The sequence below is a fragment of the Escherichia sp. WS1265 genome (assembly GCF_046487585.1).
GTDB classification, from domain to species: Bacteria; Pseudomonadota; Gammaproteobacteria; order Enterobacterales; family Enterobacteriaceae; genus Escherichia; species Escherichia coli.
The window spans coordinates 84624-106649 of sequence record NZ_JBJQJE010000018.1; the positions used below are offsets into that span (position 1 = coordinate 84624).

Sequence of the window (22026 nt, forward strand, 5' to 3'; positions counted from 1 at the left end):
GGTGTTAGCCGCTTTCAGTCAGAGACTTACTGTGCAGTAGGACCGCAACCGCCAATGATTTTAGAAATAGAAATTGCCGGGTGCAGCAGGTAGTCGTAAGAGCAGTTTTTATCACGGTTTTCAATATGACCAGTACATGCAGTTAACGTAGCCAGTACCGCACCTACCAGTGCAACTTTAATAAATTTGTTCATTTACATTCCCTATGTATTATATATTGATTAATATTCATTGTTTATATGAATATAAGCAGACTGCTCATTAAGAACGATACAGGAATATTTAATTAGCGTCAGTGAGTGAATGGCTTAATTTTGTAAGTCGCTGTAACGGTGAATATAACCCATTAGCAGATAATATTTATTAAGGGGTTATGTTTTATTTGCTGAATATATAAAAAGAGTCATTAAGAAGGCCAGAATTCTCTGGCCCGGGTTACATTAATGGTTGGAGAACCAGTTCAGTTTATCGCGCAGGCCAACAACCCGACCAATAATAATTAGCGATGGACTGTTCATTTGCTGCGCCAGTTCGCCCAGCAGCGAGAGTGTACCGTCAATCACGCGCTGCGTGACTGCCGTTCCGTTTTCGACAATTGCCACCGGCATTTCGCCAGGCATACCGTGTTCAATCAGCTTTTGCTGAATAGTCGCGGCCTGATTCAACCCCATATAGAACACCAGCGTCTGTTTTTCTGCCGCCAGGTTTTCCCAGTCCAGTTCGCCACCGGTTTTTAAGTGTCCGGTAATTAAGCGTACGCTCTGGGCATAATCGCGATGCGTGAGCGGAATACCCGAATAGGCAGAGCAACCAGAAGCTGCGGTAATACCAGGAACCACCGAGAACGGAATACCCGCGTTGCACAGTGTTTCCAGCTCTTCGCCACCACGGCCAAAAATAAACGGATCGCCACCTTTCAGCCGCACCACGCGTTTGCCTTTTTGCGCTTCCCGCAGCAGGATCTGGTTAATCTCTTCCTGCGGTACGCAGTGGTATCCCGCGCGTTTGCCGACGAAAACGCGATCAGCATCGCGGCGTACCAGATTCATAATATCGTCAGAAACCAGACGGTCGTAAACCACCACATCTGCCTGCTGAATTTGTTGCAGACCCTTCAGTGTCAGCAGCCCGGCATCGCCCGGACCTGCGCCAACCAGCACCACTTCACCGCGATGATCGAGCGGTTCATTGATTAACTGTTCGGTCGTTTCAGTAATGGCTTTCTGATCGTTGTTTGCCAGCGACTGCGCCAGGCGGTCGTTAACGAACAATTTCTCCCAGAAACGGCGACGCTCACCCATCGTGGCGAACTGTTGTTTCACTCGCCCGCGTAATTGCCCGGCGTATTTCGCTACCTGGCCCAGATGCAACGGCAGCAGTGATTCGAGTTTTTCGCGCAACAGGCGTGCCAGAACCGGAGAGGTGCCGCCAGAGGAGACCGCGACCATGAGCGGTGAGCGGTCAATAATCGACGGCATAATAAAGCTGGCGGCTTTCGGCGCATCGACCACGTTACAGAAGATGCGACGAGCTTCAGCGGCTTCACTGACGCGCTGGTTAAGCGCGTCATCATCCGTCGCTGCAATCGCCAGCCAGCAGGTGTCGAGAAGGCTTTCATCAAATGGCCCTTCGACGAGGGTTAACATGCCTGCATCTGCCCATGCGGTGAACTGTGGAATAAACGCTAATGCATTCACCGTTAAGCGAGCGCCTGCGTCTAACAGCAACCTTGCTTTGCGTTCCGCGACATCACCACCGCCGACAATCAGACAGTCGCGATCGCGTAATTGGCAAAATATAGGCAAATGATCCACGTAAAAACCCCTTAGTAATTAACCGGCAGCTGTTTCAGTTTGATTAAATTTGTCCGCAACCGGACGATTCGCTTTCGGCGTAGCATACCAATAACCCAATCCCATGAATACGGCACCTGATAAAGTATTACCCAGCGTCACCCACAGCAGGTTATGACCAATACCCGCCAGCGTGTAGGCTTCGCTGTGGTTGCCAAACCAGGAGAGGGCGAACAGCGTCATGTTAGCGATGGAGTGCTCGTAGCCGGACGCGATAAATGCCAGCAGACACCACCAGATAGCGATAAATTTCGCCGCCCCTTCAGTGCGCAGCGCCATCCAGATAGCCAGGCAAACCAGCCAGTTACACAATGCACCTTTGAAGAACAGTACCATTGCCGGTGCAGTGGTTTTAGCCAGCGCGACGGAGTGAACGATGCTGGTATCTACCGGCAGCAGGCTACCGCCACCCCAGCTATAGAGCATGGCAACGAAGACGGAACCGACCAGGTTACCCAGCCAGGTTTGCGGCAGGATTGCCCACATTTGCCCGTGGCTGATAGTGCCCGCTTTCACTCCAAAGGTGAGGAACATGGTGTGTCCGGTGAACAGCTCAGAACCAGCAATAATGACCAGCGTTAAGGCGATACCAAAGGTCGCGCCCATCACCAGAGGACGTACGGACGGGTCGAGCAAATTACCGAGCGTGAAAATCAGGATGATCCCAAGACCCACATACGCGCCCGCCATGGCGGAGCTGACCCAGAAGCCGAGCGGGTTATTTGCCGACAGGCGTGCAATGCGCGCAGCGTTAGCCGCACACTTATTAATAGTGTCTGTAAACATTTGATTATCCTTTAAAAAATAAAAACAAAAAATAAAACAAAAAGTTTAAAAAATGTCCTGCAATATACCGAAGGTCATTACAGGACAATGCAAAAAGGGGAGGCATTGCGCCTCCCGTTAAAACATTAACCGCGCAGCTGTACCACGCCGTCTTTCACTCGCGCTTCGTAATGCTTGACGGAAAACTGTTCGTCTTCCATGCACAAGCCGTCGCTTAAGCGAAAACGCTGTTTTTTCAGCGGGCTGGCGACCCACAGCTCGCCCTGGTGTTCCGCAATCAGCCCGCGTGACAACACGCTGGACTCGAAGAACGGGTCGATGTTGCTGATCGCAAACACCTGGTCGCTGTGATACGGGCGGAAAATTGCTACCTGCTCGTCACCTAACAGCGCGCAGACGCCGGTTTCAGGCAGGATGTCATCGATTTTGCAGATGTCTTTCCACTGGCTCATGCGTTGTCCTCCACCAGAGTTACCGGGATACGTTCATACGGCGTTGCCGGACGGTGCTGTTCGCGCTCTGGCACCATCTGCACGTTCGGGTCACGCTTGTCGCTGTTGATGAAGTGTTTGAAGCGAGTCTGCGCGGACGGTGTATTGACCGTCTCAGTCCACTCACATACTACCGCTTCACGCAGGCGCGCCATCTCTTCTTCCAGATGTGCGTTCAGCCCCAGTTTGTCGTCAATGATCACCGCTTTCAGGTAATCGATGCCGCCTTCAAGGTTTTCTAACCACGGCGCGGTACGCGTCAGTTTGTCGGCAGTACGGATGTAGAACATCATGAAGCGGTCGAGATATTTGATCAGCGTTTCGCGATCGATATCCGCCGCCAGCAGATCCGCATGACGCGGTTTCATGCCGCCGTTACCGCAAACATACAGGTTCCAGCCTTTTTCGGTGGCGATGATACCCACGTCTTTACCCTGGGCTTCTGAACATTCACGGGTACAGCCGGAGACACCGAACTTCATTTTGTGCGGCGTACGGATGCCTTTGTAGCGGTTTTCCAGTTCCACGCCGAGGCCGACGCTGTCGCCAACGCCGTAGCGGCACCAGGTGCTACCCACGCAGGTTTTCGCCATACGCAGTGCTTTCGCATAGGCATGACCGGTTTCGAAGCCGGCTTCAATCAGCTGACGCCAGATCTCCGGCAGATCGTCTTTCTGTGCGCCAAACATCGCCAGGCGCTGGGAGCCGGTGATTTTGGTGTAGAGATTAAATTCACGCGCGATACGACCTACTGCCATCAGCCCTTCCGGGGTGATTTCACCGCCCGGAGAACGCGGGATCACCGAGTAGGTGCCGTCTTTCTGGATGTTAGCGAGGAAGTTATCGTTAGAATCCTGCAGCGGAGTATGTTCCGGCTTCAGAATGTATTCGTTCCAGCAGGAGGCCAGCAGCGAACCGACGGTCGGTTTACAAACTTCACAACCGTAGCCTTTGCCGTGTTTCGCCAGCAGTTCTTCGAAGGTTTTAATGCCTTCAACGCGGATTAAATGGAACAGTTCCTGACGCGAATAAGCAAAGTGTTCGCACAGGTTGTTGTTAACTTCGATGCCCTGTTTCGCCAGTTCCGCGTTCAGTACCTGAGTGACCAGCGGGATACAGCCACCGCAGCCAGTACCCGCTTTGGTTTCAGCTTTCAGCGCCGCAACGGTGTGGCAGCCTTTGTTGATGGCAGCAATCAGATAACCTTTGGTGACGTCGAAGCAGGAGCAGATTTGCGCGCTGTCCGGCAGTTTATCAACACCGATAGACGGCTTACCGCTACCCGAGTGCGCCGGCAGGATCAGAGAATCCGGGTTTTCCGGCAGCTCGATAGCGTTCAGCACCAGTTGCAGTAGGTTGCCGTAGTCGCTGGTATCGCCCACCAGTACCGCACCGAGCAGGGTTTTGTTGTCTTCGCTGACAATCAGGCGTTTGTAGATCTCTTTGCTTTCGTCGAGGTAAACGTAGCTACGTGCGCCAGGCGTGCGACCGTGAGCATCACCAATACCGCCTACGTCTACGCCCAGCAGTTTCAGCTTGGCGCTAAGGTCAGCACCTTCAAAGGCGTTTTCGTTACCGAGAATATGGTCAACGGCGACCTGCGCCATTTTGTAGCCTGGTGCTACCAGACCAAATACACGGTTGTTCCAGCTTGCGCATTCACCGATGGCGTAGATATCCGGATCGGAAGTCTGGCAGGAATCATTAATGACAATACCCCCACGCGGAGCAACGTCCAGACCACACTGGGTTGCCAGCTTATCGCGCGGACGGATACCGGTAGAGAAGACGATAAAGTCGACTTCCAGTTCGCTGCCGTCGGCAAAACGCATGGTTTTACGCGCTTCAACACCTTCCTGCACAATCTCAAGGGTGTTTTTGCTGGTGTGAACGCGCACGCCCATACTTTCGATTTTGCGACGCAGCTGCTCGCCGCCCATCTGATCAAGCTGTTCCGCCATCAGCATAGGGGCAAATTCGATAACGTGGGTTTCAATACCTAAGTTTTTCAGCGCGCCAGCGGCTTCCAGACCTAACAGGCCGCCACCAACAACGGCACCGCGTTTGCTGCGACGGGCGCAGGATTCAATGGCGTTGAGGTCTTCAATGGTGCGGTAGACAAAGCAGTCCTGGGTATCAGAACCTTTAATTGGCGGGATCCACGGGTAGGAACCGGTCGCCATGATCAGCTTGTCATAAAAAACGGTGCGCCCGGCGCTGGAGTGAATCACCTTCTCCTGACGGTTGATGGTGATAGCGCGTTCGCCGACCAGAACTTTGATGCCGTGTTTCTCGTAGAAGCCTTCGCGCACCAGCGACAGCTCTTCGGCGGTGTGGTGAGAGAAGTAAGACGAGAGGTGTACGCGGTCATAAGCGATGCGCGGTTCTTCACAGAAAACGGTAATATCAAAGTTGGCCGCATCAGATTTATCAAGAAGATCTTCGATAAAGCGATGGCCGACCATACCGTTACCGATAATTGCGAGTCTGACTTTGCTCATTTTTGCCTCGATTTCTTTTCTATTACCGCCTACCTTAACGATTCAGCAACCCCGCTTATTGATGTAAATCAAATTCACCTTTATATACTCCTTAAGGGGTATATTGCTGATTTGTATAAATTTTCTTAAGTCACGGAATTGTCTGACATTTCATGTTTGTGCAAAAAACAGACAAATTGAACGGGTTTATAGAAATAGATGCACGTAGCAGGGTAAGAGAGGAAAAGGCCGGACGACGATAGCGCCGCCCGGCATGAGCAATTAATGAGAGGTCAGGGTGTTATGCTGACGGTGACGGCTGACGAAACCTAACAGGAAGCACATCACAAAGACGATAGCGTACAGACCGTTTGCTGTAAGCAGTGCCGCCTGCGGACCGCTATGTTCAACAATCGGGCCGGTAACCACAAAGGTCAACATAGTACCGATGGTCCCGCAGGTCAGGACAAAGTTAACCAGTTTTGGTGACGGTACTTTGGTCTGCTGTGAACCCAGGGTGATGATGGTGGTATAGATCGCGCTGGAGAAGAAGCCCAGGGCGAGAATTGACCACGCCATATGTGCCGGTGTTCCGGTGTTAAAGACGTACATCAGAATCGCAGCCAGACCAGCCAGTACGGTCAGGATACGTTGCAAATCGAAGAAGCGAAGAATAAAGCTGAACGCCCACATGCCGACCATATATGACATCCAGAAGTTACTCACCAGCGTGCCAGCGTCGTTCAGGCTCATGCCCAGGCCTTTGGCATACTCCGGCACCCAGGAGATAAAACCTAACTGACCGAGGATGTAGCACAGTGCCGCAATGGAGAGAAACAGCACGCCGATCCCCCACTTTTCTTTCTCTACCGGAGCATCCGTTTTTGGTGCATGTTTGCCCAGTGCCGGGAACTCACAGCCGAAGGTCAGAATAAAAATAGCGACATACACCAGCCCGATGCAGGCATAAACCCAGTACCACTCAATGCTGCGCGCCAGTAGAAACGCGGCGATCATTGGGAAAATCATCCCAGCCATACTGAAGAAGGAGTCGGTAAATAACAGGCGGGAACCGCGCTGACGCCCTTCATACATTTGTGTTACCAGGAATGTACCAATCGACATGGTGATGCCACTGACCACCCCGAGAATGAACATCGCCGCCGAGAACAGCGCCAGGCTGTGGCTGAACATCAAACCGGCAACCGCCAGCACCATCAGGAGAAAGCCAAAACGTAACTGCGTTTTCAACGGGACGATTTCCATCAGCCAGGCGTTGAGGAAGATAGAGATTAAAATGCCGGCGTTGAGGAAGGTGAAGGTGTTACTCATACTGGAAACAGGCAGATTGAAATAATCGGCGATATTTCCCATCACCATCCCGGTGACAATAACCAACGCACCGGTCAGTGCGTAGGAGAGAAAGCTAATCCATGTGAGCTTGATGCGATTGCTGTTAGTCATGATTGGCCTGCGTTCAAAAATAAAATGGCATAGCGGGATATGCCGCGAGCGGGCGATTTTAGGTGATTTTGTGATCTGTTTAAATGTTTTATTGCAATCGGTTGCTAAATTGCATTTTAAGAGGTGATTTTGATCACAGAATAAAAAGTGATCGTCAGGTTACATATATTTCAGATACGTAAAATTAGGTAAAGGGATGGCCTTGTTCTTGAAGGCTATTTAGAATCTCTTCACTTGCTTTTTTTCTGCTCTGTTTGTTAAGGAAATCTCATGTTCAAATCGACCCTGGCGGCGATGGCTGCTGTTTTCGCTCTTTCTGCTCTTTCTCCCGCAGCAATGGCAGCGAAAGGGGACCCGCACGTATTGTTGACAACCTCAGCTGGTAATATCGAACTGGAGCTGGATAAACAAAAAGCGCCAGTGTCTGTGCAAAACTTTGTCGATTATGTGAACAGCGGTTTTTATAACAACACTACCTTTCACCGCGTCATTCCTGGCTTTATGATTCAGGGCGGCGGTTTCACCGAGCAGATGCAGCAGAAAAAACCAAACCCGCCAATCAAAAATGAAGCCGATAACGGCCTGCGCAACACGCGTGGCACCATCGCGATGGCGCGTACCGCTGACAAAGACAGCGCCACCAGCCAGTTCTTTATCAACGTTGCCGATAACGCCTTCCTTGACCATGGTCAGCGTGATTTCGGTTACGCGGTATTTGGTAAAGTGGTGAAAGGCATGGACGTTGCCGATAAGATTTCCCAGGTGCCGACTCATGACGTTGGTCCGTACCAGAATGTGCCGTCAAAACCGGTAGTTATCCTCTCCGCTAAAGTCCTGCCGTAATGATTTCTCGCGCGGGCAATCTTGCCCGCGCTTCTGCTCTCCCGGCGTAACCCGGATTTGCCGCTTATACTTGTGGCAAATGGACACGTTCAGGGAGGCATCAAGTGAAGAAACTCACCGATAAGCAAAAGTCCCGTCTCTGGGAGCTTCAGCGTAATCGTAATTTCCAGGCCAGTCGCCGTCTTGAAGGCGTCGAGATGCCTTTAGTCACTCTTACTGCCGCAGAGGCTTTAGCGCGCCTTGAAGAGCTGAGGAGGCACTATGAGCGATAAATTCGGCGAAGGGCGCGATCCGTATCTTTATCCTGGTCTTGATATCATGCGTAACCGGCTGAACATCCGCCAGCAACAGCGGCTGGAACAGGCTGCTTACGAAATGACGGCGCTGCGTGCTGCGACCATTGAGCTTGGTCCGCTGGTGCGCGGTTTACCGCATTTGCGCACTATCCATCGCCAGCTGTATCAGGATATTTTCGACTGGGCGGGGCAATTGCGTGAAGTTGATATTTATCAGGGCGATACGCCGTTCTGCCACTTTGCCTATATCGAAAAAGAGGGCAATGCCCTGATGCAGGATCTGGAGGAAGAAGGTTATCTGGTTGGCCTGGAGAAAGAGAAGTTCGTCGAGCGGCTGGCACATTACTATTGTGAAATCAACGTGCTGCATCCCTTCCGGGTGGGAAGTGGTTTGGCACAGCGGATCTTCTTCGAGCAACTGGCAATTCATGCCGGATATCAACTGAGCTGGCAGGGTATCGAAAAAGAGGCCTGGAATCAGGCAAATCAGAATGGGGCAATGGGGGATCTCACCGCGCTGCAGATGATATTTAGCAAAGTGGTAAGCGAAGCCGGGGAATCTGAGTAAAATAGCGCGGTTCTTTCGTACCGGAGCCGCCATGATCCTGCTTATAGATAACTACGATTCTTTTACCTGGAACCTCTACCAGTACTTTTGTGAACTGGGGGCGGATGTGCTGGTTAAGCGCAACGATGCGTTGACGCTGGCGGATATCGACGCCCTTAAACCACAAAAAATTGTCATCTCACCCGGACCCTGTACGCCAGATGAAGCCGGGATCTCCCTTGACGTTATTCGCCACTATGCCGGGCGCTTGCCGATTCTTGGCGTTTGCCTCGGTCATCAGGCAATGGCACAGGCATTTGGCGGCAAAGTTGTGCGCGCAGCAAAGGTCATGCACGGCAAAACCTCGCCGATTACACATAGCGGTGAGGGCGTATTTCGGGGGCTGGCAAATCCACTTACCGTGACACGCTACCATTCGCTGGTGGTGGAACCTGACTCATTACCAGCGTGCTTTGAAGTGACGGCCTGGAGCGAAACCCGCGAGATTATGGGGATTCGCCATCGCCAGTGGGATCTGGAAGGTGTGCAGTTCCACCCGGAAAGTATTCTCAGCGAACAAGGACATCAACTGCTGGCTAATTTCCTGCATCGCTGATTTCTGATTGCTATTAAGTGATTTTTTATGCATATTTTGTGATTATAATCTCACATTGGTTTATGCGTAACAGGGTGATCATGAGATGGCAATTGAACAAACAGCAATTACACGCGCGACTTTCGATGAAGTGATCCTGCCGATTTATGCTCCGGCAGAGTTTATTCCGGTAAAAGGTCAGGGGAGCCGAATCTGGGATCAGCAAGGCAAGGAGTATGTCGATTTCGCGGGTGGCATTGCAGTTACGGCGTTGGGCCATTGCCATCCTGCGCTGGTGAATGCGTTAAAAACCCAGGGCGAAACTCTGTGGCATATCAGTAACGTTTTCACCAATGAACCGGCGCTGCGTCTTGGGCGTAAACTGATTGAGGCAACGTTTGCCGAACGCGTGGTGTTTATGAACTCCGGCACGGAAGCTAACGAAACCGCCTTCAAACTGGCGCGTCATTACGCCTGTGTGCGTCATAGCCCATTCAAAACCAAAATTATTGCCTTCCATAACGCTTTTCATGGTCGTTCGCTGTTTACCGTCTCGGTGGGCGGGCAGCCAAAATATTCCGACGGCTTTGGGCCAAAACCGGCAGACATCATCCACGTTCCCTTTAACGATCTCCACGCAGTGAAAGCGGTGATGGATGATCACACCTGTGCGGTGGTGGTTGAACCGATCCAGGGCGAGGGCGGTGTGACGGCAGCGACGCCAGAGTTTTTGCAGGGCTTGCGCGAGCTGTGCGATCAACATCAGGCATTATTGGTGTTTGATGAAGTGCAGTGCGGGATGGGGCGGACTGGCGATTTGTTTGCTTACATGCACTACGGCGTGACGCCGGATATTCTGACCTCTGCGAAAGCGTTAGGTGGCGGATTCCCGATTAGCGCCATGCTGACCACGGCGGAAATTGCTTCTGCGTTTCATCCTGGTTCTCACGGTTCCACCTACGGCGGTAATCCTCTGGCCTGTGCAGTAGCGGGCGCGGCGTTTGATATCATCAATACCCCTGAAGTGCTGGAAGGTATTCAGGCGAAACGCCAGCGTTTTGTTGACCATTTGCAGAAGATCGATCAGCAGTACGATGTGTTTAGCGATATTCGCGGTATGGGTCTGTTAATTGGCGCGGAGCTGAAACCACAGTACAAAGGTCGGGCGCGTGATTTCCTGTATGCGGGCGCAGAGGCTGGCGTAATGGTGCTGAACGCCGGACCGGATGTGATGCGTTTTGCGCCGTCGCTGGTGGTGGAAGATGCGGATATCGATGAAGGGATGCAACGTTTCGCCTACGCGGTGGCGAAGGTGATTGGGGCGTAAATACGACGCATCAGGCAAAAGATGTCGGATGCGGCGCGAACGCTGTATCTGATGGTTTAGCCTGCATTACGCCTTCGAATCCCGCAACTTGCGACTCAGCCAAATCCCGTGATGCGGTCGCTGACGCCATGCCATCGACGAAATGGTGTGCATGGTGTTCAGATGACCAATAACCCGCTGTAGATGCTGCTCCAGCGTACCTGCCGCGCCTTCGTGCGGCTGCATCTCCGGCGCATCCATGATATTGGCATCGCCGGAACTACCCGGTTCGTCATACTCCAGCCGCTGCTGACAACGCTGAATGGCGATTTCACAAGACTGCAAATATTCTTGCGCCAGTTCAGGTGGCAATGCCCGGTGTTCCCGTGCCAGCGTGGTCATGGCATTGATATGCTCAACAATAAACTGACTGTGCGTTACCCACAGTTTCATATCTGCCAGATAATGGCTGTTGAATGCCGGTTCCTGCATCGCCTGATTCAATGAGTTATACAGAGTGTTATGCGCCTGATTCACCCGCATTCGCTGCCAGGCCAGTGGCGTTGGTTGCGGGTCCTCACTCAGAATCAAGCGAATCGCTTCCTGATAGGCTTCTAAAGCGTCATGGGCGTTCTTACGCAATAACCCGCTCTGCCACTGCGGCCACAGCCAGACGGTACCACCGAAAGCAATTAAACAACCAATAATGGTATCAATAAGACGTGGAAGGATGTACTGCTCACCGTTCAACCACAACAGTTGCAGGGTATACACTGCGGTAATGGTAAAACCGACCGTCGCCCAGCCGTAGTTTTTGCGCAATATCAGGTAGCTGGCGAGGGTGGTAATCAGCATCAAGGTCAGGGTGTAACCTTCGGGAATTTTAAAGTGCAGCGCTACGCCCGCAATGATTAACCCGACCACGGTTCCCACGGAGCGATTCACAATCCTCAGACGGGTCGCGCCATAGCCATTTTGCGTCACCAGCAATACCGTCATCAGGATCCAGTACGACTTCGGCAGATGCAGTGCGGTGCCCATCAGGCTGGCAACGCTTAACATCACACTGAGTCGTCCGGCATTGCGTAGCGCCGGAGACTTTAGTGACAGATAACTTTTCAGCGCCGGAAGTAACGGCATTCGCCGCTGTTTATCGGCCAGTAAGTCACGCGCATAGAGCGGTTTTTGGGTGCGCAGCACGCGGGCAATGCGGCTGAAATGCCAGTAGCAGAATTGCCCAACCGGATTATCCGGATGCTGGCGGGCGATTTTTTCCAGTGCGCCAATTTGCTTTTCCATCGTAAAACGCGTCGGCAGGCGATGGTAAAGAATGTCATCAGCCAGCACGCGCAGGCGAGCGGCGACGGTTTGCGCATTCCAGCGAATAACTTCTTCCGCATGGCTACGCTCGACCAGCTTTTGCACCTCTTCCGGCTGATGCAAACTGACCGAAATATGTTCCTGCAAATCCAGCGCCTCCTGGAAAATACGCAGCATCCGCTTGTAATCGGTATTATTTTGCGCGGAAAGCATATGCATTTGCTGATAGCACTGGGTAATTAAATCGACCGCTTTTTGCTGGCGCACAAGCAGCGGCGGCAGCGCTTTTTCAGGGTCGGTGTGCTGGGTAAGCAGGCTGTATTTGGCTTCACAATAATCTGCCAGTTCGCGGTACAGCAGACTTAGTGACTCGCGCAGCGGTTGTTCGCGCCAGATCCAGAACCAAAACCAGTTAAACAATCCGTACCAGAGAGTGCCCAACGCATAGATGAGCAACGGTTCCCAGACCGGCATGTATCCCGCCAGACTGAGGGTAAAAATGGCGGCGAGCAGCGATGCGGGAAGCAATTTTGCGTGCAATGGCCCCAGCTCAGCAGTGACGCCAAGTACCAGCGTTAATCCGGTCAGCAAAAAGGGCAGGGGAACATCTTTTGCCAGTAGTAGCTGTGTCAGCAAGCTACAGGCTGCAAACAGCGACGCACCAATGATTAAGCGTTTGAAAAAACGTTTATGAGGCGTATCAAGGCCCGCAATATTGCAACAGGCAGGAACGAGGGAGAAGAGCAGACCGAATCGTAATTCGCCAAGCATTAACCCAACGGCCACGGGCAAACATAGCACCAGCGTTTGTCGCAGTGCATAGTTGATATCGGGGTGATAAATCAGTCTGCGCCACATCGGGGGAAACAAAATGGCGCGCTACCAGGTAACGCGCCACTCCGACGGGATTAACGAGTGCCGTAAACGACGATGGTTTTACCGTGTGCGGAGATCAGGTTCTGATCTTCCAGCATCTTCAGAATGCGTCCCACGGTTTCACGAGAACAGCCGACAATCTGACCAATTTCCTGACGGGTAATTTTGATTTGCATACCGTCCGGGTGAGTCATAGCATCCGGTTGTTTTGCCAGGTTCAGCAGAGTCTGTGCAATGCGGCCCGTCACATCGAGGAACGCCAGGTTGCCCACTTTCTCTGAAGTGACTTGCAGGCGACGCGCCATCTGTGCAGACAGACGCATCAGAATGTCCGGGTTTACCTGAATCAATTGGCGAAATTTTTTGTACGAAATTTCAGCCACTTCACAGGCGGTTTTCGCACGTACCCATGCGCTACGTTCCTGGCCCTCTTCAAACAGGCCCAGTTCGCCAATAAAATCACCCTGATTCAGATAGGAGAGGATCATTTCTTTACCCTCTTCGTCTTTGATCAGCACTGCCACAGAGCCTTTAACGATGTAGTACAGCGTTTCCGCTTTTTCACCCTGGTGAATAAGCGTGCTCTTGGATGGGTACTTATGAATGTGGCAATGAGACAAGAACCATTCGAGAGTCGGGTCTGTTTGCGGTTTGCCAAGCACCATGCGCGGTTATCCTCTGTTATAAGCTTTCTCCAGAGCCAGATAACGCCGCTGTCTCTGGATTGCCGAAATATGCTTCCCGCTACCTGGGAAGGGGCTATCAACTGTACTGCACGGTAATGTGACGTCCTTTGCATACATGCAGTACATCAATGTATTACTGTAGCATCCTGACTGTTTTAGCATAGCTTTCGCTTTGTGTCTCCTGGTGTCTCGCTTCAGCATGACCCAGGTCGCCTTCCGTTGCGCGATTTGGTTAGTACGCGTACTCTGTCAGGAAAATTGACGCAGTGGAGTAGCAAAAATGCAAGCGCGAGTGAAGTGGGTCGAAGGGTTAACTTTTCTGGGCGAATCCGCCTCTGGTCACCAGATTTTAATGGACGGCAACTCAGGCGATAAAGCACCAAGTCCGATGGAAATGGTGTTGATGGCGGCGGGTGGTTGCAGTGCCATCGATGTGGTTTCTATTCTGCAAAAAGGGCGTCAGGATGTGGTCGATTGTGAAGTAAAATTGACCTCTGAACGCCGCGAAGAGGCACCACGCCTGTTTACGCACATTAATCTGCATTTTATCGTCACCGGTCGCGACCTGAAAGACGCAGCGGTTGCGCGTGCGGTAGATCTCTCTGCCGAGAAATATTGTTCAGTGGCGTTGATGCTGGAAAAAGCGGTGAATATTACTCACTCGTATGAAGTGGTTGCCGCGTGATTTAACTATCCCGTTGTGAAGCCGGATAGTATTTTATCCGGCGTAATAGCAGAGTTACTCGATTTTCTTCCCTTCCATCAATCGTTGCACCAGCGGCAGCATAATTAATTCCATTGCCAGACCCATTTTGCCGCCGGGCACCACTAACGTATTGATGTGGGAAATGAATGAGCCTTGCAACATCGCCAGCAGCCAGGGGAAATCGATCCCTTCCAGATTACGAAAATGGATCACCACAAAGCTTTCATCCAGCGACGGGATACCTTTTGCCGCGAACGGGTTTGAAGTGTCGACGGTGGGAACGCGCTGGAAGTTAAGATGGGTGCGGGAAAACTGCGGTGTGATGTAGTTGATATAGTCTTCCATTGAACGCACTACTGAGTCCATCACTGCTTCTCGTGAGTGCCCGCGCTCGCTGGTGTCGCGGATCAGTTTTTGAATCCACTCAAGGTTAACGATAGGCACCACGCCGACCAGTAAATCCACATGCTGCGCAACGTTATGCTGTGGCGTGACTACGCCGCCGTGTAAACCTTCATAAAACAGTACATCCGTGGGTTCCGGTAAAGATTGCCAGGGGGTGAATGTCCCCGGTACCTGATTCCACGGTACGGCTTCATCGTAGGTATGCAGATATTTGCGAGATTTCCCTTTGCCGCTCTGACCATATTCAATGAAGGTTTGTTCCAGCAGGCCAAAGTCGTTCGCTTCGGGGCCGAAGTAGCTGATATGCCGCCCGGCGTCGCGCGCTTTGCGGATCGCCATGTCCATTTCCGGGCGGGTGTAACGGTGAAAACTGTCGCCTTCCACCTCAGCTGCATGCAGATTTAACTGCGCGAATATTTTACGAAACGCGAGGCTGGTGGTGGTGGTCCCCGCGCCGCTGGATCCTGTTACCGCAATGACCGGATGTTTGGCAGACATAGTAACTCCATGACTTAGCTATCATTATTATCTCGTCCGCCGACGGTTGCAGGTTATTCGCGAAACTGACTGCGCGGCATGATATTGACCGTTTCGTGCAGCTCCGACCATACCAGCACCGCTTCTCCGCACTGTAGCTGGCGTTTGACGTCGGCGACTTTCTGTTCAAGTGTACGCTCATGTTCACCATAATCGGTGCCTTCACGTAACACAAAGCTTTCAATTAAATTTTCCAGCGTTTCGGGGGAGAGGTCTTGCCACGGAATCAACATGATTTCGCCTCCAGATACGTTGTTAACCAGTCAGGAATGCGTGACTCCAGCCACATTTTCGGATGAAGTAATGTACCGCCAATAAAGCCAACATGACCGCCATGTTCAGTCAGCTGATACTCCACCTGCGGGGGGAGACTTTCCGGTTTCGGGATCACCTGATGATCCATAAACGGATCGTCTTTGGCGTGAATAATCAGCGTCGGTTTGGCGATCTGGTTCAGCATCGGCATGGCGCTACACTGACGATAATAGTCGATAGCGTCAGCGTAGCCGTGAATTCTGGCGGTGATGAGATCGTCAAATTCACGGATGCGACGTACCGATTTTAACTGCGCGAGATTAATCGGCAGTGTTCCGGGGTAGGCTGCCAGCTTGCGCGCGGCATTGGCTTTTAACAGGTTCAGCAAGTAACGCTGATAAACGCGGGAAAAGCCCTTTTCCATATGGTAACTACAGGCCTCCAGCATAAATGGCGCTGAGACAATCACCGCCGCATCAATCGGGAGATCATTGCCTTCTTTTGCCAGCAAACAGGCCAGCATATTACCGCCGAGCGAATAGCCGACGGCAGCCGTTGGCGCATGACCAGACTCGCGTTGCAGCCAGCGTAAAAACCAACTGGCGTCTTCGGTTTCGCCCGAATGGTAAATGCGGTGCATACGGTTTGGTTCATCGCTGCATCCGCGAAAATGCATCACCACGCCCAGCCAGCCGCGCTTTTGCGCCGCCTCAACCAGACCGTGGGCGTAAGGGCTATTGAGACTGCCTTCCAGCCCGTGAAATACCACTAAACGCGGTTTATGACGCGCCTGTGCAGGGTCTTCACTCCACGCGAGATCGACAAAATCGCCGTCGGGCAACTCCAGTCGCTGCCAGTGCGGGGTGAATTTCACCTTGCGACGAAACAGACGCGGCAGCATGGTTTGTAGATGACAATTGCTAAAGCCGCGCATAGGGGCGAATTCAGCACTGCTGCTGAATTCATTGGCATCGGTCGTCGTTATCTGCGCCATCAGTTGCTTTGGCCTTCCAGCAGCATCTGCTCAAGCTGCTCCTGGGCTTCCAGCCACGCCATTTCGCACTCTTCCAGGCCGGATTTGGCGCTGGCTTGCTGTTGCAGGCAGGCGGTCAACTCCGCTTTACGGCTTTGATCGTACAGTTCGCTGTCGCCGAGTTTCTCTTCCGCCTGCGCCAGCTGTGCGTTCAGCTTTTCCATCTCTTTTTCCAGACGGGCGATCTCTTTACGCAGCGGTTGGGTTTGCGCACGCAACTCCGCTTCCCGACGCTTCTGATCTTTACGTGCCTGGGCGCTGTTCGCGTTCTCTTTTGGCGCTTCGTCGGTCTGGTTTTCCTGCTTTTGTACGTCGCTCAACCACTGTTGATAATCTTCCAGATCGCCGTCGAACGGTTCGACTTTACGATCGTGAACCAGGTAGAGATCGTCAGTGGTGGAACGCAGCAAATGACGGTCGTGCGAGACGACAACCAGCGCACCTTCAAACTCGATCAATGCTTCGGTGAGTGCCTGACGCATGTCGAGGTCAAGGTGGTTAGTCGGTTCGTCGAGCAGCAGCAGATTCGGACGCTGCCAGACGATTAATGCCAGCACCAGGCGGGCTTTTTCCCCACCGGAAAAGCGGCGCGTTTCTTCCGTCACTTTATCGCCCTGGAAACCAAAGCCGCCGAGGTAGTCACGCAGTTTTTGTTCCAGTTCCTGCGGCGCTAAACGTGCCAGATGTTGAATAGGCGATTCGTCGGCGCGCAGGTATTCCAGTTGATGCTGGGCGAAGTAGCCGAGCTTGATCCCTTTCGCCAGACCAATTTCACCGCTGACTGGCGCAAGTTCACCGGCTAACAGTTTGATTAATGTCGATTTACCCGCGCCGTTGCGGCCTAGCAGACCAATGCGCGAGCCGGGGACCAGATTCAGTTTAATCGAGTCGAGAATAATGCGATCGCCATAGCCTGCGCTGACCTTTTCCATCTTCAGTAACGGATTTGGCAGGCTTTCCGGCGCGCGGAAGCTAAAGCGGAACGGGTTGTCGACGTGCGCGGGGGCAATCAGCTCCATACGCTCAAGCATCTTAATGCGGCTCTGGGCCTGCTTCGCTTTGGTGGCTTTGGCACGGAAACGGTCGATATAACTTTGCAGATGCGCCACGCGTTCCTGCTGGCTTTCGTACATCGCTTGTTGCTGCGCCAGACGGGTGGCGCGCTGCACTTCAAACGAACTGTAGTTGCCGGTGTACTCGAACATGCTTTGTTGTTCGATATGAATAATTTTATCAACGATCGGATCGAGGAAGTCGCGGTCGTGAGAGATCAGGATCAGCGTGCCCTGATAGCTCTTCAGCCATTTTTCCAGCCAGATAACGGCATCGAGATCGAGGTGGTTAGTCGGTTCGTCGAGCAGCAGCAAGTCTGAACGGCAAATCAGCGCCTGGGCAAGGTTAAGACGCATACGCCAGCCACCAGAGAAATCACTTACCGGGCGCTCCAGTTGTTCATTGCTGAAACCGAGGCCGTGCAGCAGGCTGGCGGCACGGGAGCGAATACTCCATGCGTCAATAGCATCCAGCTTGCCATGAATGGTCGCAATGGCGTGCCCGTCGTTACGTTCGTTGGCGTCGTGTAGCTGCGCTTCCAGTTGACGATATTCACGGTCGCCGTCAATGACATATTCCAGCGCCGCTTGCGGTAACGCCGGCGTTTCCTGATTCACCCACGCCAGTTGCCAGCTTCCCGGAAAGGTGTAGCTGCCGCCGTCGGCGCTGATTTCATTTTTCAGCAATGCCAGCAGGGTAGATTTACCACAGCCGTTTTTACCCACCAGGCCGACTTTCTGCCCGGGGTTGATGGTGGCGGTGGCATTATCCAGCAGGACGCGCACGCCGCGACGAATTTGTAACGAGGAGAAAACAATCATAAGGTGCCGTATGTTCAGACTATGTTAACTTATCATTATGATAATGTAATGTATGGGCGAGCTGCCGCACCGGGCGCAATGGTAGCCCAAAACAGCGACTATACACAAAAACCATACCGGGAGGGGGATGATGTCTCAGCCAGCGAAAGTTTTGCTGCTGTATGCCCATCCGGAATCTCAGGACTCGGTGGCAAACCGGGTACTGCTTAAACCGGCCACGCAGCTCAGCAATGTTACCGTGCACGACCTTTATGCGCACTATCCCGATTTTTTTATTGATATCACCCGTGAGCAGGCATTACTGCGCGAGCACGAGGTGATTGTCTTTCAGCATCCTCTTTATACCTATAGCTGCCCGGCGCTACTGAAAGAGTGGCTGGACCGGGTATTAAGCCGTGGTTTTGCAAGCGGGCCGGGAGGAAACCAACTGGCGGGAAAGTACTGGCGTAGCGTGATTACCACCGGCGAGCCGGAAAGTGCTTACCGTTATGACGCCTTGAATCGCTACCCGATGAGCGATGTTCTGCGCCCCTTTGAACTGGCGGCGGGCATGTGCCGGATGCATTGGTTGAGTCCCATCATTATTTACTGGGCGAGACGGCAAAGCGCACAGGAGCTGGCGAGTCACGCCAGAGCCTACGGTGACTGGCTGGCAAATCCGCTGTCTCCAGGAGGCCGCTGATGGAAGGTTCCGATTTTTTACTCGCAGGAGTGTTGTTTCTCTTCGCGGCGGTGGCTGCGGTGCCGCTGGCATCGCGGCTGGGTATTGGCGCTGTGTTGGGATATTTGCTGGCAGGGATTGCAATTGGCCCGTGGGGGCTGGGTTTTATTAGCGACGTCGATGAGATCCTCCACTTTTCGGAACTCGGCGTGGTGTTCCTGATGTTTATCATCGGCCTGGAGTTGAATCCCTCCAAGCTTTGGCAATTGCGGCGTTCGATTTTTGGCGTAGGTGCGGCACAGGTGCTGTTAAGCGCGGCGTTGCTGGCGGGATTATTGATGCTGACGGATTTCGCCTGGCAGGCGGCAGTGGTCGGTGGTATTGGCCTTGCGATGTCTTCAACTGCAATGGCGTTGCAATTGATGCGTGAGAAAGGGATGAATCGCAGTGAATCCGGCCAGCTCGGGTTTTCGGTTCTGCTGTTTCAGGATCTGGCAGTGATCCCGGCACTGGCGTTAGTGCCGTTGTTGGCGGGTTCGGCAGACGAACATTTCGACTGGATGAAGATCGGCATGAAGGTGCTGGCGTTTGTCGGCATGCTGATTGGCGGGCGCTATTTACTGCGTCCGGTATTCCGCTTTATTGCAGCTTCTGGCGTGCGGGAAGTGTTCACCGCCGCGACGTTGCTGCTGGTGTTGGGTTCCGCATTGTTTATGGATGCGCTGGGGCTGTCGATGGCGCTCGGTACGTTTATTGCGGGCGTGTTGCTGGCAGAAAGCGAATATCGCCACGAACTGGAAACAGCTATCGACCCGTTTAAGGGGTTGCTGCTCGGGCTATTTTTTATCTCGGTCGGAATGTCGCTCAACCTCGGTGTGCTTTATACCCATCTGTTGTGGGTGGTGTTAAGCGTTATTGTGTTGGTGGCGGTGAAAATTCTCGTGCTGTATCTGCTGGCGCGACTGTATGGCGTGCGTAGCTCAGAGCGGATGCAGTTTGCTGGCGTGTTGAGTCAGGGCGGTGAGTTTGCCTTTGTGCTCTTTTCTACCGCTTCTTCACAACGCTTATTCCAGGGTGACCAGATGGCGCTGTTGCTGGTGACGGTGACGCTTTCCATGATGACCACGCCGCTGCTGATGAAGCTGGTGGATAAATGGCTATCCCGCCAGTTTAACGGACCGGAAGAAGAAGACGAAAAACCGTGGGTCAACGATGATAAACCCCAGGTCATTGTCGTGGGCTTTGGGCGTTTTGGTCAGGTGATTGGTCGTTTGCTGATGGCAAATAAAATGCGCATTACTGTGCTGGAGCGGGATATCAGTGCCGTTAACCTGATGCGTAAATATGGCTACAAAGTTTATTACGGCGACGCCACGCAGGTCGATCTTTTACGTTCTGCGGGAGCAGAGGCCGCTGAGTCTATCGTCATTACCTGTAACGAGCCGGAAGACACCATGAAGCTGGTGGAAATATGCCAGCAGCACTTTCCGCATTTGCATATTCTTGCGCGAGCGCGCGGACGTGTGGAAGCGCATGAGTTATTACAGGCAGGGGTGACGCAGTTTTCCCGTGAAACATTCTCCAGTGCGTTAGAGCTGGGGCGCAAGACGCTGGTCACGCTTGGCATGCATCCGCATCAGGCACAGCGGGCGCAACTGCATTTTCGTCGCCTGGATATGCGGATGCTGCGAGAGCTCATCCCAATGCATACCGATACCGTACAAATTTCTCGCGCCAGGGAAGCCCGACGCGAACTGGAAGAGATTTTCCAGCGTGAAATGCAACAAGAACGACGCCAGCTGGACGGCTGGGATGAATTTGAGTAGAGGGTAAAGATGGCAATCCGAAAACGTTTTATTGCGGGCGCAAAATGCCCGGCCTGTCAGGCGCAGGATTCAATGGCGATGTGGCGCGAAAATAATATTGATATTGTTGAATGTGTTAAGTGCGGACATCAGATGCGAGAAGCAGACAAAGAAGCCCGCGATCACGTTCGCAAAGATGAGCAAGTGATCGGGATTTTTCATCCGGACTAGCGATATGCGCCGAGTTTTTTTAAGCTAGTGAGTACACGGCTGCAGAATTCCGCTACAATCTGCGCCACTATTCTTCCCATGCTCAGGAGATATCATGAAAGTAGCAAAAGACCTGGTGGTCAGCCTGGCCTATCAGGTACGTACAGAAGACGGTGTGTTGGTTGATGAGTCTCCGGTGAGTGCGCCGCTGGACTACCTGCATGGTCACGGTTCCCTGATCTCTGGCCTGGAAACGGCGCTGGAAGGTCACGAAGTTGGCGACAAATTTGATGTCGCTGTTGGCGCGAACGACGCTTACGGTCAGTACGACGAAAACCTGGTGCAACGCGTTCCTAAAGACGTATTTATGGGCGTTGATGAACTGCAGGTTGGTATGCGTTTCCTGGCTGAAACCGACCAGGGTCCGGTACCGGTTGAAATCACTGCGGTTGAAGACGATCACGTCGTGGTTGATGGTAACCACATGCTGGCCGGTCAGAACCTGAAATTCAACGTTGAAGTTGTGGCGATTCGCGAAGCGACTGAAGAAGAACTGGCTCATGGCCACGTTCACGGTGCGCACGATCATCACCACGATCACGACCACGACGGTTGCTGCGGTGGTCATGGCCACGATCACGGTCATGAACACGGTGGCGAAGGCTGCTGTGGCGGTAAAGGTAACGGCGGTTGCGGTTGCCACTAATACCGAAAAAGTGACAAAAAAGCGGGGATTCCCCGCTTTTTTTTCGCCTCAATAATGTGGCGGTGGCGTTTCTTCAGCCTGCGACGCGATGTTCGACGGCTGGCTGGCTTTTAACTTCTCGGTCAGCAGACGCAGATGATCGCGCAGTTTCGCCATCTCCATTTCATGAGCGGTCACCGTGACGTTCAGTTCTTCAATGGTGATTTCCTGAAAAGCCAGTCGGCTCTCCAGCTCTGCCAGGCGTGCTTCCAATGATAAATCCTGCATGATTCACCTCTTTTGTCGAATGGT

General features: G+C 52.7%; 23 protein-coding genes. 10 read left to right on the plus strand and 13 right to left on the minus strand.

All coding sequences use genetic code 11. The features are described 5' to 3' along the window. Positions 1 to 26: 26 nt before the first annotated feature. The 6 genes from ACJHX3_RS17690 to tsgA form a co-directional block, all read right to left on the minus strand. On the minus strand, positions 27 to 194 hold the full coding sequence (locus tag ACJHX3_RS17690) for a YhfL family protein (protein ID WP_001031834.1): 168 nt from the start codon (positions 192 to 194) through the stop codon (positions 27 to 29). A 246-nt stretch (positions 195 to 440) separates the two neighbouring features. Next, positions 441 to 1814, minus strand: a complete 1374-nt coding sequence (cysG, locus tag ACJHX3_RS17695; RefSeq protein WP_024216374.1) for a siroheme synthase CysG — start codon at positions 1812 to 1814, stop codon at positions 441 to 443. An 18-nt stretch (positions 1815 to 1832) separates the two neighbouring features. Then, complete coding sequence (nirC, locus tag ACJHX3_RS17700; protein ID WP_000493563.1) at positions 1833 to 2639, minus strand: nitrite transporter NirC; 807 nt, start codon at positions 2637 to 2639, stop codon at positions 1833 to 1835. 125 nt (positions 2640 to 2764) lie between these two features. After that, on the minus strand, positions 2765 to 3091 hold the full coding sequence (nirD, locus tag ACJHX3_RS17705; protein ID WP_000084764.1) for a nitrite reductase small subunit NirD: 327 nt from the start codon (positions 3089 to 3091) through the stop codon (positions 2765 to 2767). After that, positions 3088 to 5631 (minus strand): NADPH-nitrite reductase large subunit, encoded by a 2544-nt coding sequence (gene nirB, locus ACJHX3_RS17710; protein ID WP_094308384.1) that lies wholly within the window; start codon positions 5629 to 5631, stop codon positions 3088 to 3090. The genes nirD and nirB overlap by 4 nt, the downstream gene beginning before the upstream one ends. Positions 5632 to 5892: 261 nt before the next feature. Continuing rightward, the gene (gene tsgA / locus ACJHX3_RS17715) at positions 5893 to 7074 is read right to left on the minus strand and encodes an MFS transporter TsgA (RefSeq protein ID WP_024216373.1); all 1182 of its coding nucleotides are present in this window, start codon (positions 7072 to 7074) and stop codon (positions 5893 to 5895) included. 270 nt (positions 7075 to 7344) lie between these two features. Between tsgA and ppiA the strand changes: the two genes are divergently transcribed. From ppiA to argD, 5 genes are all read left to right on the plus strand, one after another. After that, the gene (gene ppiA / locus ACJHX3_RS17720; protein ID WP_000477225.1) at positions 7345 to 7917 is read left to right on the plus strand and encodes a peptidylprolyl isomerase A; all 573 of its coding nucleotides are present in this window, start codon (positions 7345 to 7347) and stop codon (positions 7915 to 7917) included. 104 nt (positions 7918 to 8021) lie between these two features. Next, entirely contained in the window at positions 8022 to 8189 is a 168-nt protein-coding gene (locus ACJHX3_RS17725) for a YhfG family protein (protein ID WP_000736860.1), read from the plus strand. Then, complete coding sequence (locus ACJHX3_RS17730; protein WP_024216372.1) at positions 8179 to 8781, plus strand: putative adenosine monophosphate-protein transferase Fic; 603 nt, start codon at positions 8179 to 8181, stop codon at positions 8779 to 8781. The genes ACJHX3_RS17725 and ACJHX3_RS17730 overlap by 11 nt, the downstream gene beginning before the upstream one ends. Positions 8782 to 8812: 31 nt before the next feature. Next, positions 8813 to 9376 (plus strand): aminodeoxychorismate synthase component 2, encoded by a 564-nt coding sequence (gene pabA, locus ACJHX3_RS17735; protein WP_000601857.1) that lies wholly within the window; start codon positions 8813 to 8815, stop codon positions 9374 to 9376. Positions 9377 to 9461: 85 nt separating this feature from the next. After that, complete coding sequence (gene argD / locus ACJHX3_RS17740) at positions 9462 to 10682, plus strand: bifunctional acetylornithine/succinyldiaminopimelate transaminase (RefSeq protein WP_033870494.1); 1221 nt, start codon at positions 9462 to 9464, stop codon at positions 10680 to 10682. A 66-nt stretch (positions 10683 to 10748) separates the two neighbouring features. On the opposite strand, the gene ACJHX3_RS17745 is transcribed toward argD, so the two are convergent. Further along, on the minus strand, positions 10749 to 12839 hold the full coding sequence (locus ACJHX3_RS17745; RefSeq protein ID WP_001309001.1) for a YccS/YhfK family putative transporter: 2091 nt from the start codon (positions 12837 to 12839) through the stop codon (positions 10749 to 10751). A gap of 50 nt (positions 12840 to 12889) precedes the next feature. Beyond that, complete coding sequence (gene crp, locus ACJHX3_RS17750) at positions 12890 to 13522, minus strand: cAMP-activated global transcriptional regulator CRP (RefSeq protein ID WP_000242755.1); 633 nt, start codon at positions 13520 to 13522, stop codon at positions 12890 to 12892. A 301-nt stretch (positions 13523 to 13823) separates the two neighbouring features. Between crp and ACJHX3_RS17755 the strand changes: the two genes are divergently transcribed. Beyond that, positions 13824 to 14228 (plus strand): OsmC family protein, encoded by a 405-nt coding sequence (locus tag ACJHX3_RS17755; RefSeq protein WP_001148908.1) that lies wholly within the window; start codon positions 13824 to 13826, stop codon positions 14226 to 14228. Between the two features lie 54 nt (positions 14229 to 14282). Here ACJHX3_RS17755 and ACJHX3_RS17760 read toward each other — a convergent pair whose 3' ends face one another. Genes ACJHX3_RS17760 through ACJHX3_RS17775 form a run of 4 tightly spaced genes read right to left on the minus strand, consistent with a single transcriptional unit; the run spans position 14283 to position 18353 of the window. After that, entirely contained in the window at positions 14283 to 15152 is an 870-nt protein-coding gene (locus ACJHX3_RS17760; protein ID WP_001274684.1) for a phosphoribulokinase, read from the minus strand. 53 nt (positions 15153 to 15205) lie between these two features. Continuing rightward, on the minus strand, positions 15206 to 15424 hold the full coding sequence (locus tag ACJHX3_RS17765; RefSeq protein ID WP_000907085.1) for a YheU family protein: 219 nt from the start codon (positions 15422 to 15424) through the stop codon (positions 15206 to 15208). Further along, positions 15418 to 16440: a hydrolase gene (locus ACJHX3_RS17770; protein WP_410236194.1), complete on the minus strand. Its 1023-nt coding sequence runs from the start codon at positions 16438 to 16440 to the stop codon at positions 15418 to 15420. The genes ACJHX3_RS17765 and ACJHX3_RS17770 overlap by 7 nt, the downstream gene beginning before the upstream one ends. After that, positions 16440 to 18353: an ABC transporter ATP-binding protein gene (locus ACJHX3_RS17775; RefSeq protein ID WP_000634798.1), complete on the minus strand. Its 1914-nt coding sequence runs from the start codon at positions 18351 to 18353 to the stop codon at positions 16440 to 16442. Before ACJHX3_RS17775 ends, ACJHX3_RS17770 begins: the two co-directional genes overlap by 1 nt. Before the next feature lie 130 nt (positions 18354 to 18483). Here ACJHX3_RS17775 and kefG point away from each other — a divergent pair, with 130 nt between their 5' ends. From kefG to slyD, 4 genes are all read left to right on the plus strand, one after another. After that, on the plus strand, positions 18484 to 19035 hold the full coding sequence (gene kefG / locus ACJHX3_RS17780; protein ID WP_123004497.1) for a glutathione-regulated potassium-efflux system ancillary protein KefG: 552 nt from the start codon (positions 18484 to 18486) through the stop codon (positions 19033 to 19035). Continuing rightward, positions 19035 to 20840, plus strand: a complete 1806-nt coding sequence (gene kefB, locus ACJHX3_RS17785; protein ID WP_094308382.1) for a glutathione-regulated potassium-efflux system protein KefB — start codon at positions 19035 to 19037, stop codon at positions 20838 to 20840. Before kefG ends, kefB begins: the two co-directional genes overlap by 1 nt. Positions 20841 to 20849: 9 nt before the next feature. Beyond that, entirely contained in the window at positions 20850 to 21050 is a 201-nt protein-coding gene (locus ACJHX3_RS17790) for a YheV family putative zinc ribbon protein (protein WP_001007730.1), read from the plus strand. 94 nt (positions 21051 to 21144) lie between these two features. After that, positions 21145 to 21735: a peptidylprolyl isomerase gene (slyD, locus tag ACJHX3_RS17795; protein WP_000861334.1), complete on the plus strand. Its 591-nt coding sequence runs from the start codon at positions 21145 to 21147 to the stop codon at positions 21733 to 21735. Between the two features lie 48 nt (positions 21736 to 21783). Here slyD and ACJHX3_RS17800 read toward each other — a convergent pair whose 3' ends face one another. Next, complete coding sequence (locus tag ACJHX3_RS17800) at positions 21784 to 22002, minus strand: protein SlyX (RefSeq protein ID WP_001153615.1); 219 nt, start codon at positions 22000 to 22002, stop codon at positions 21784 to 21786. Between the last annotated feature and the right edge of the window lie 24 nt (positions 22003 to 22026).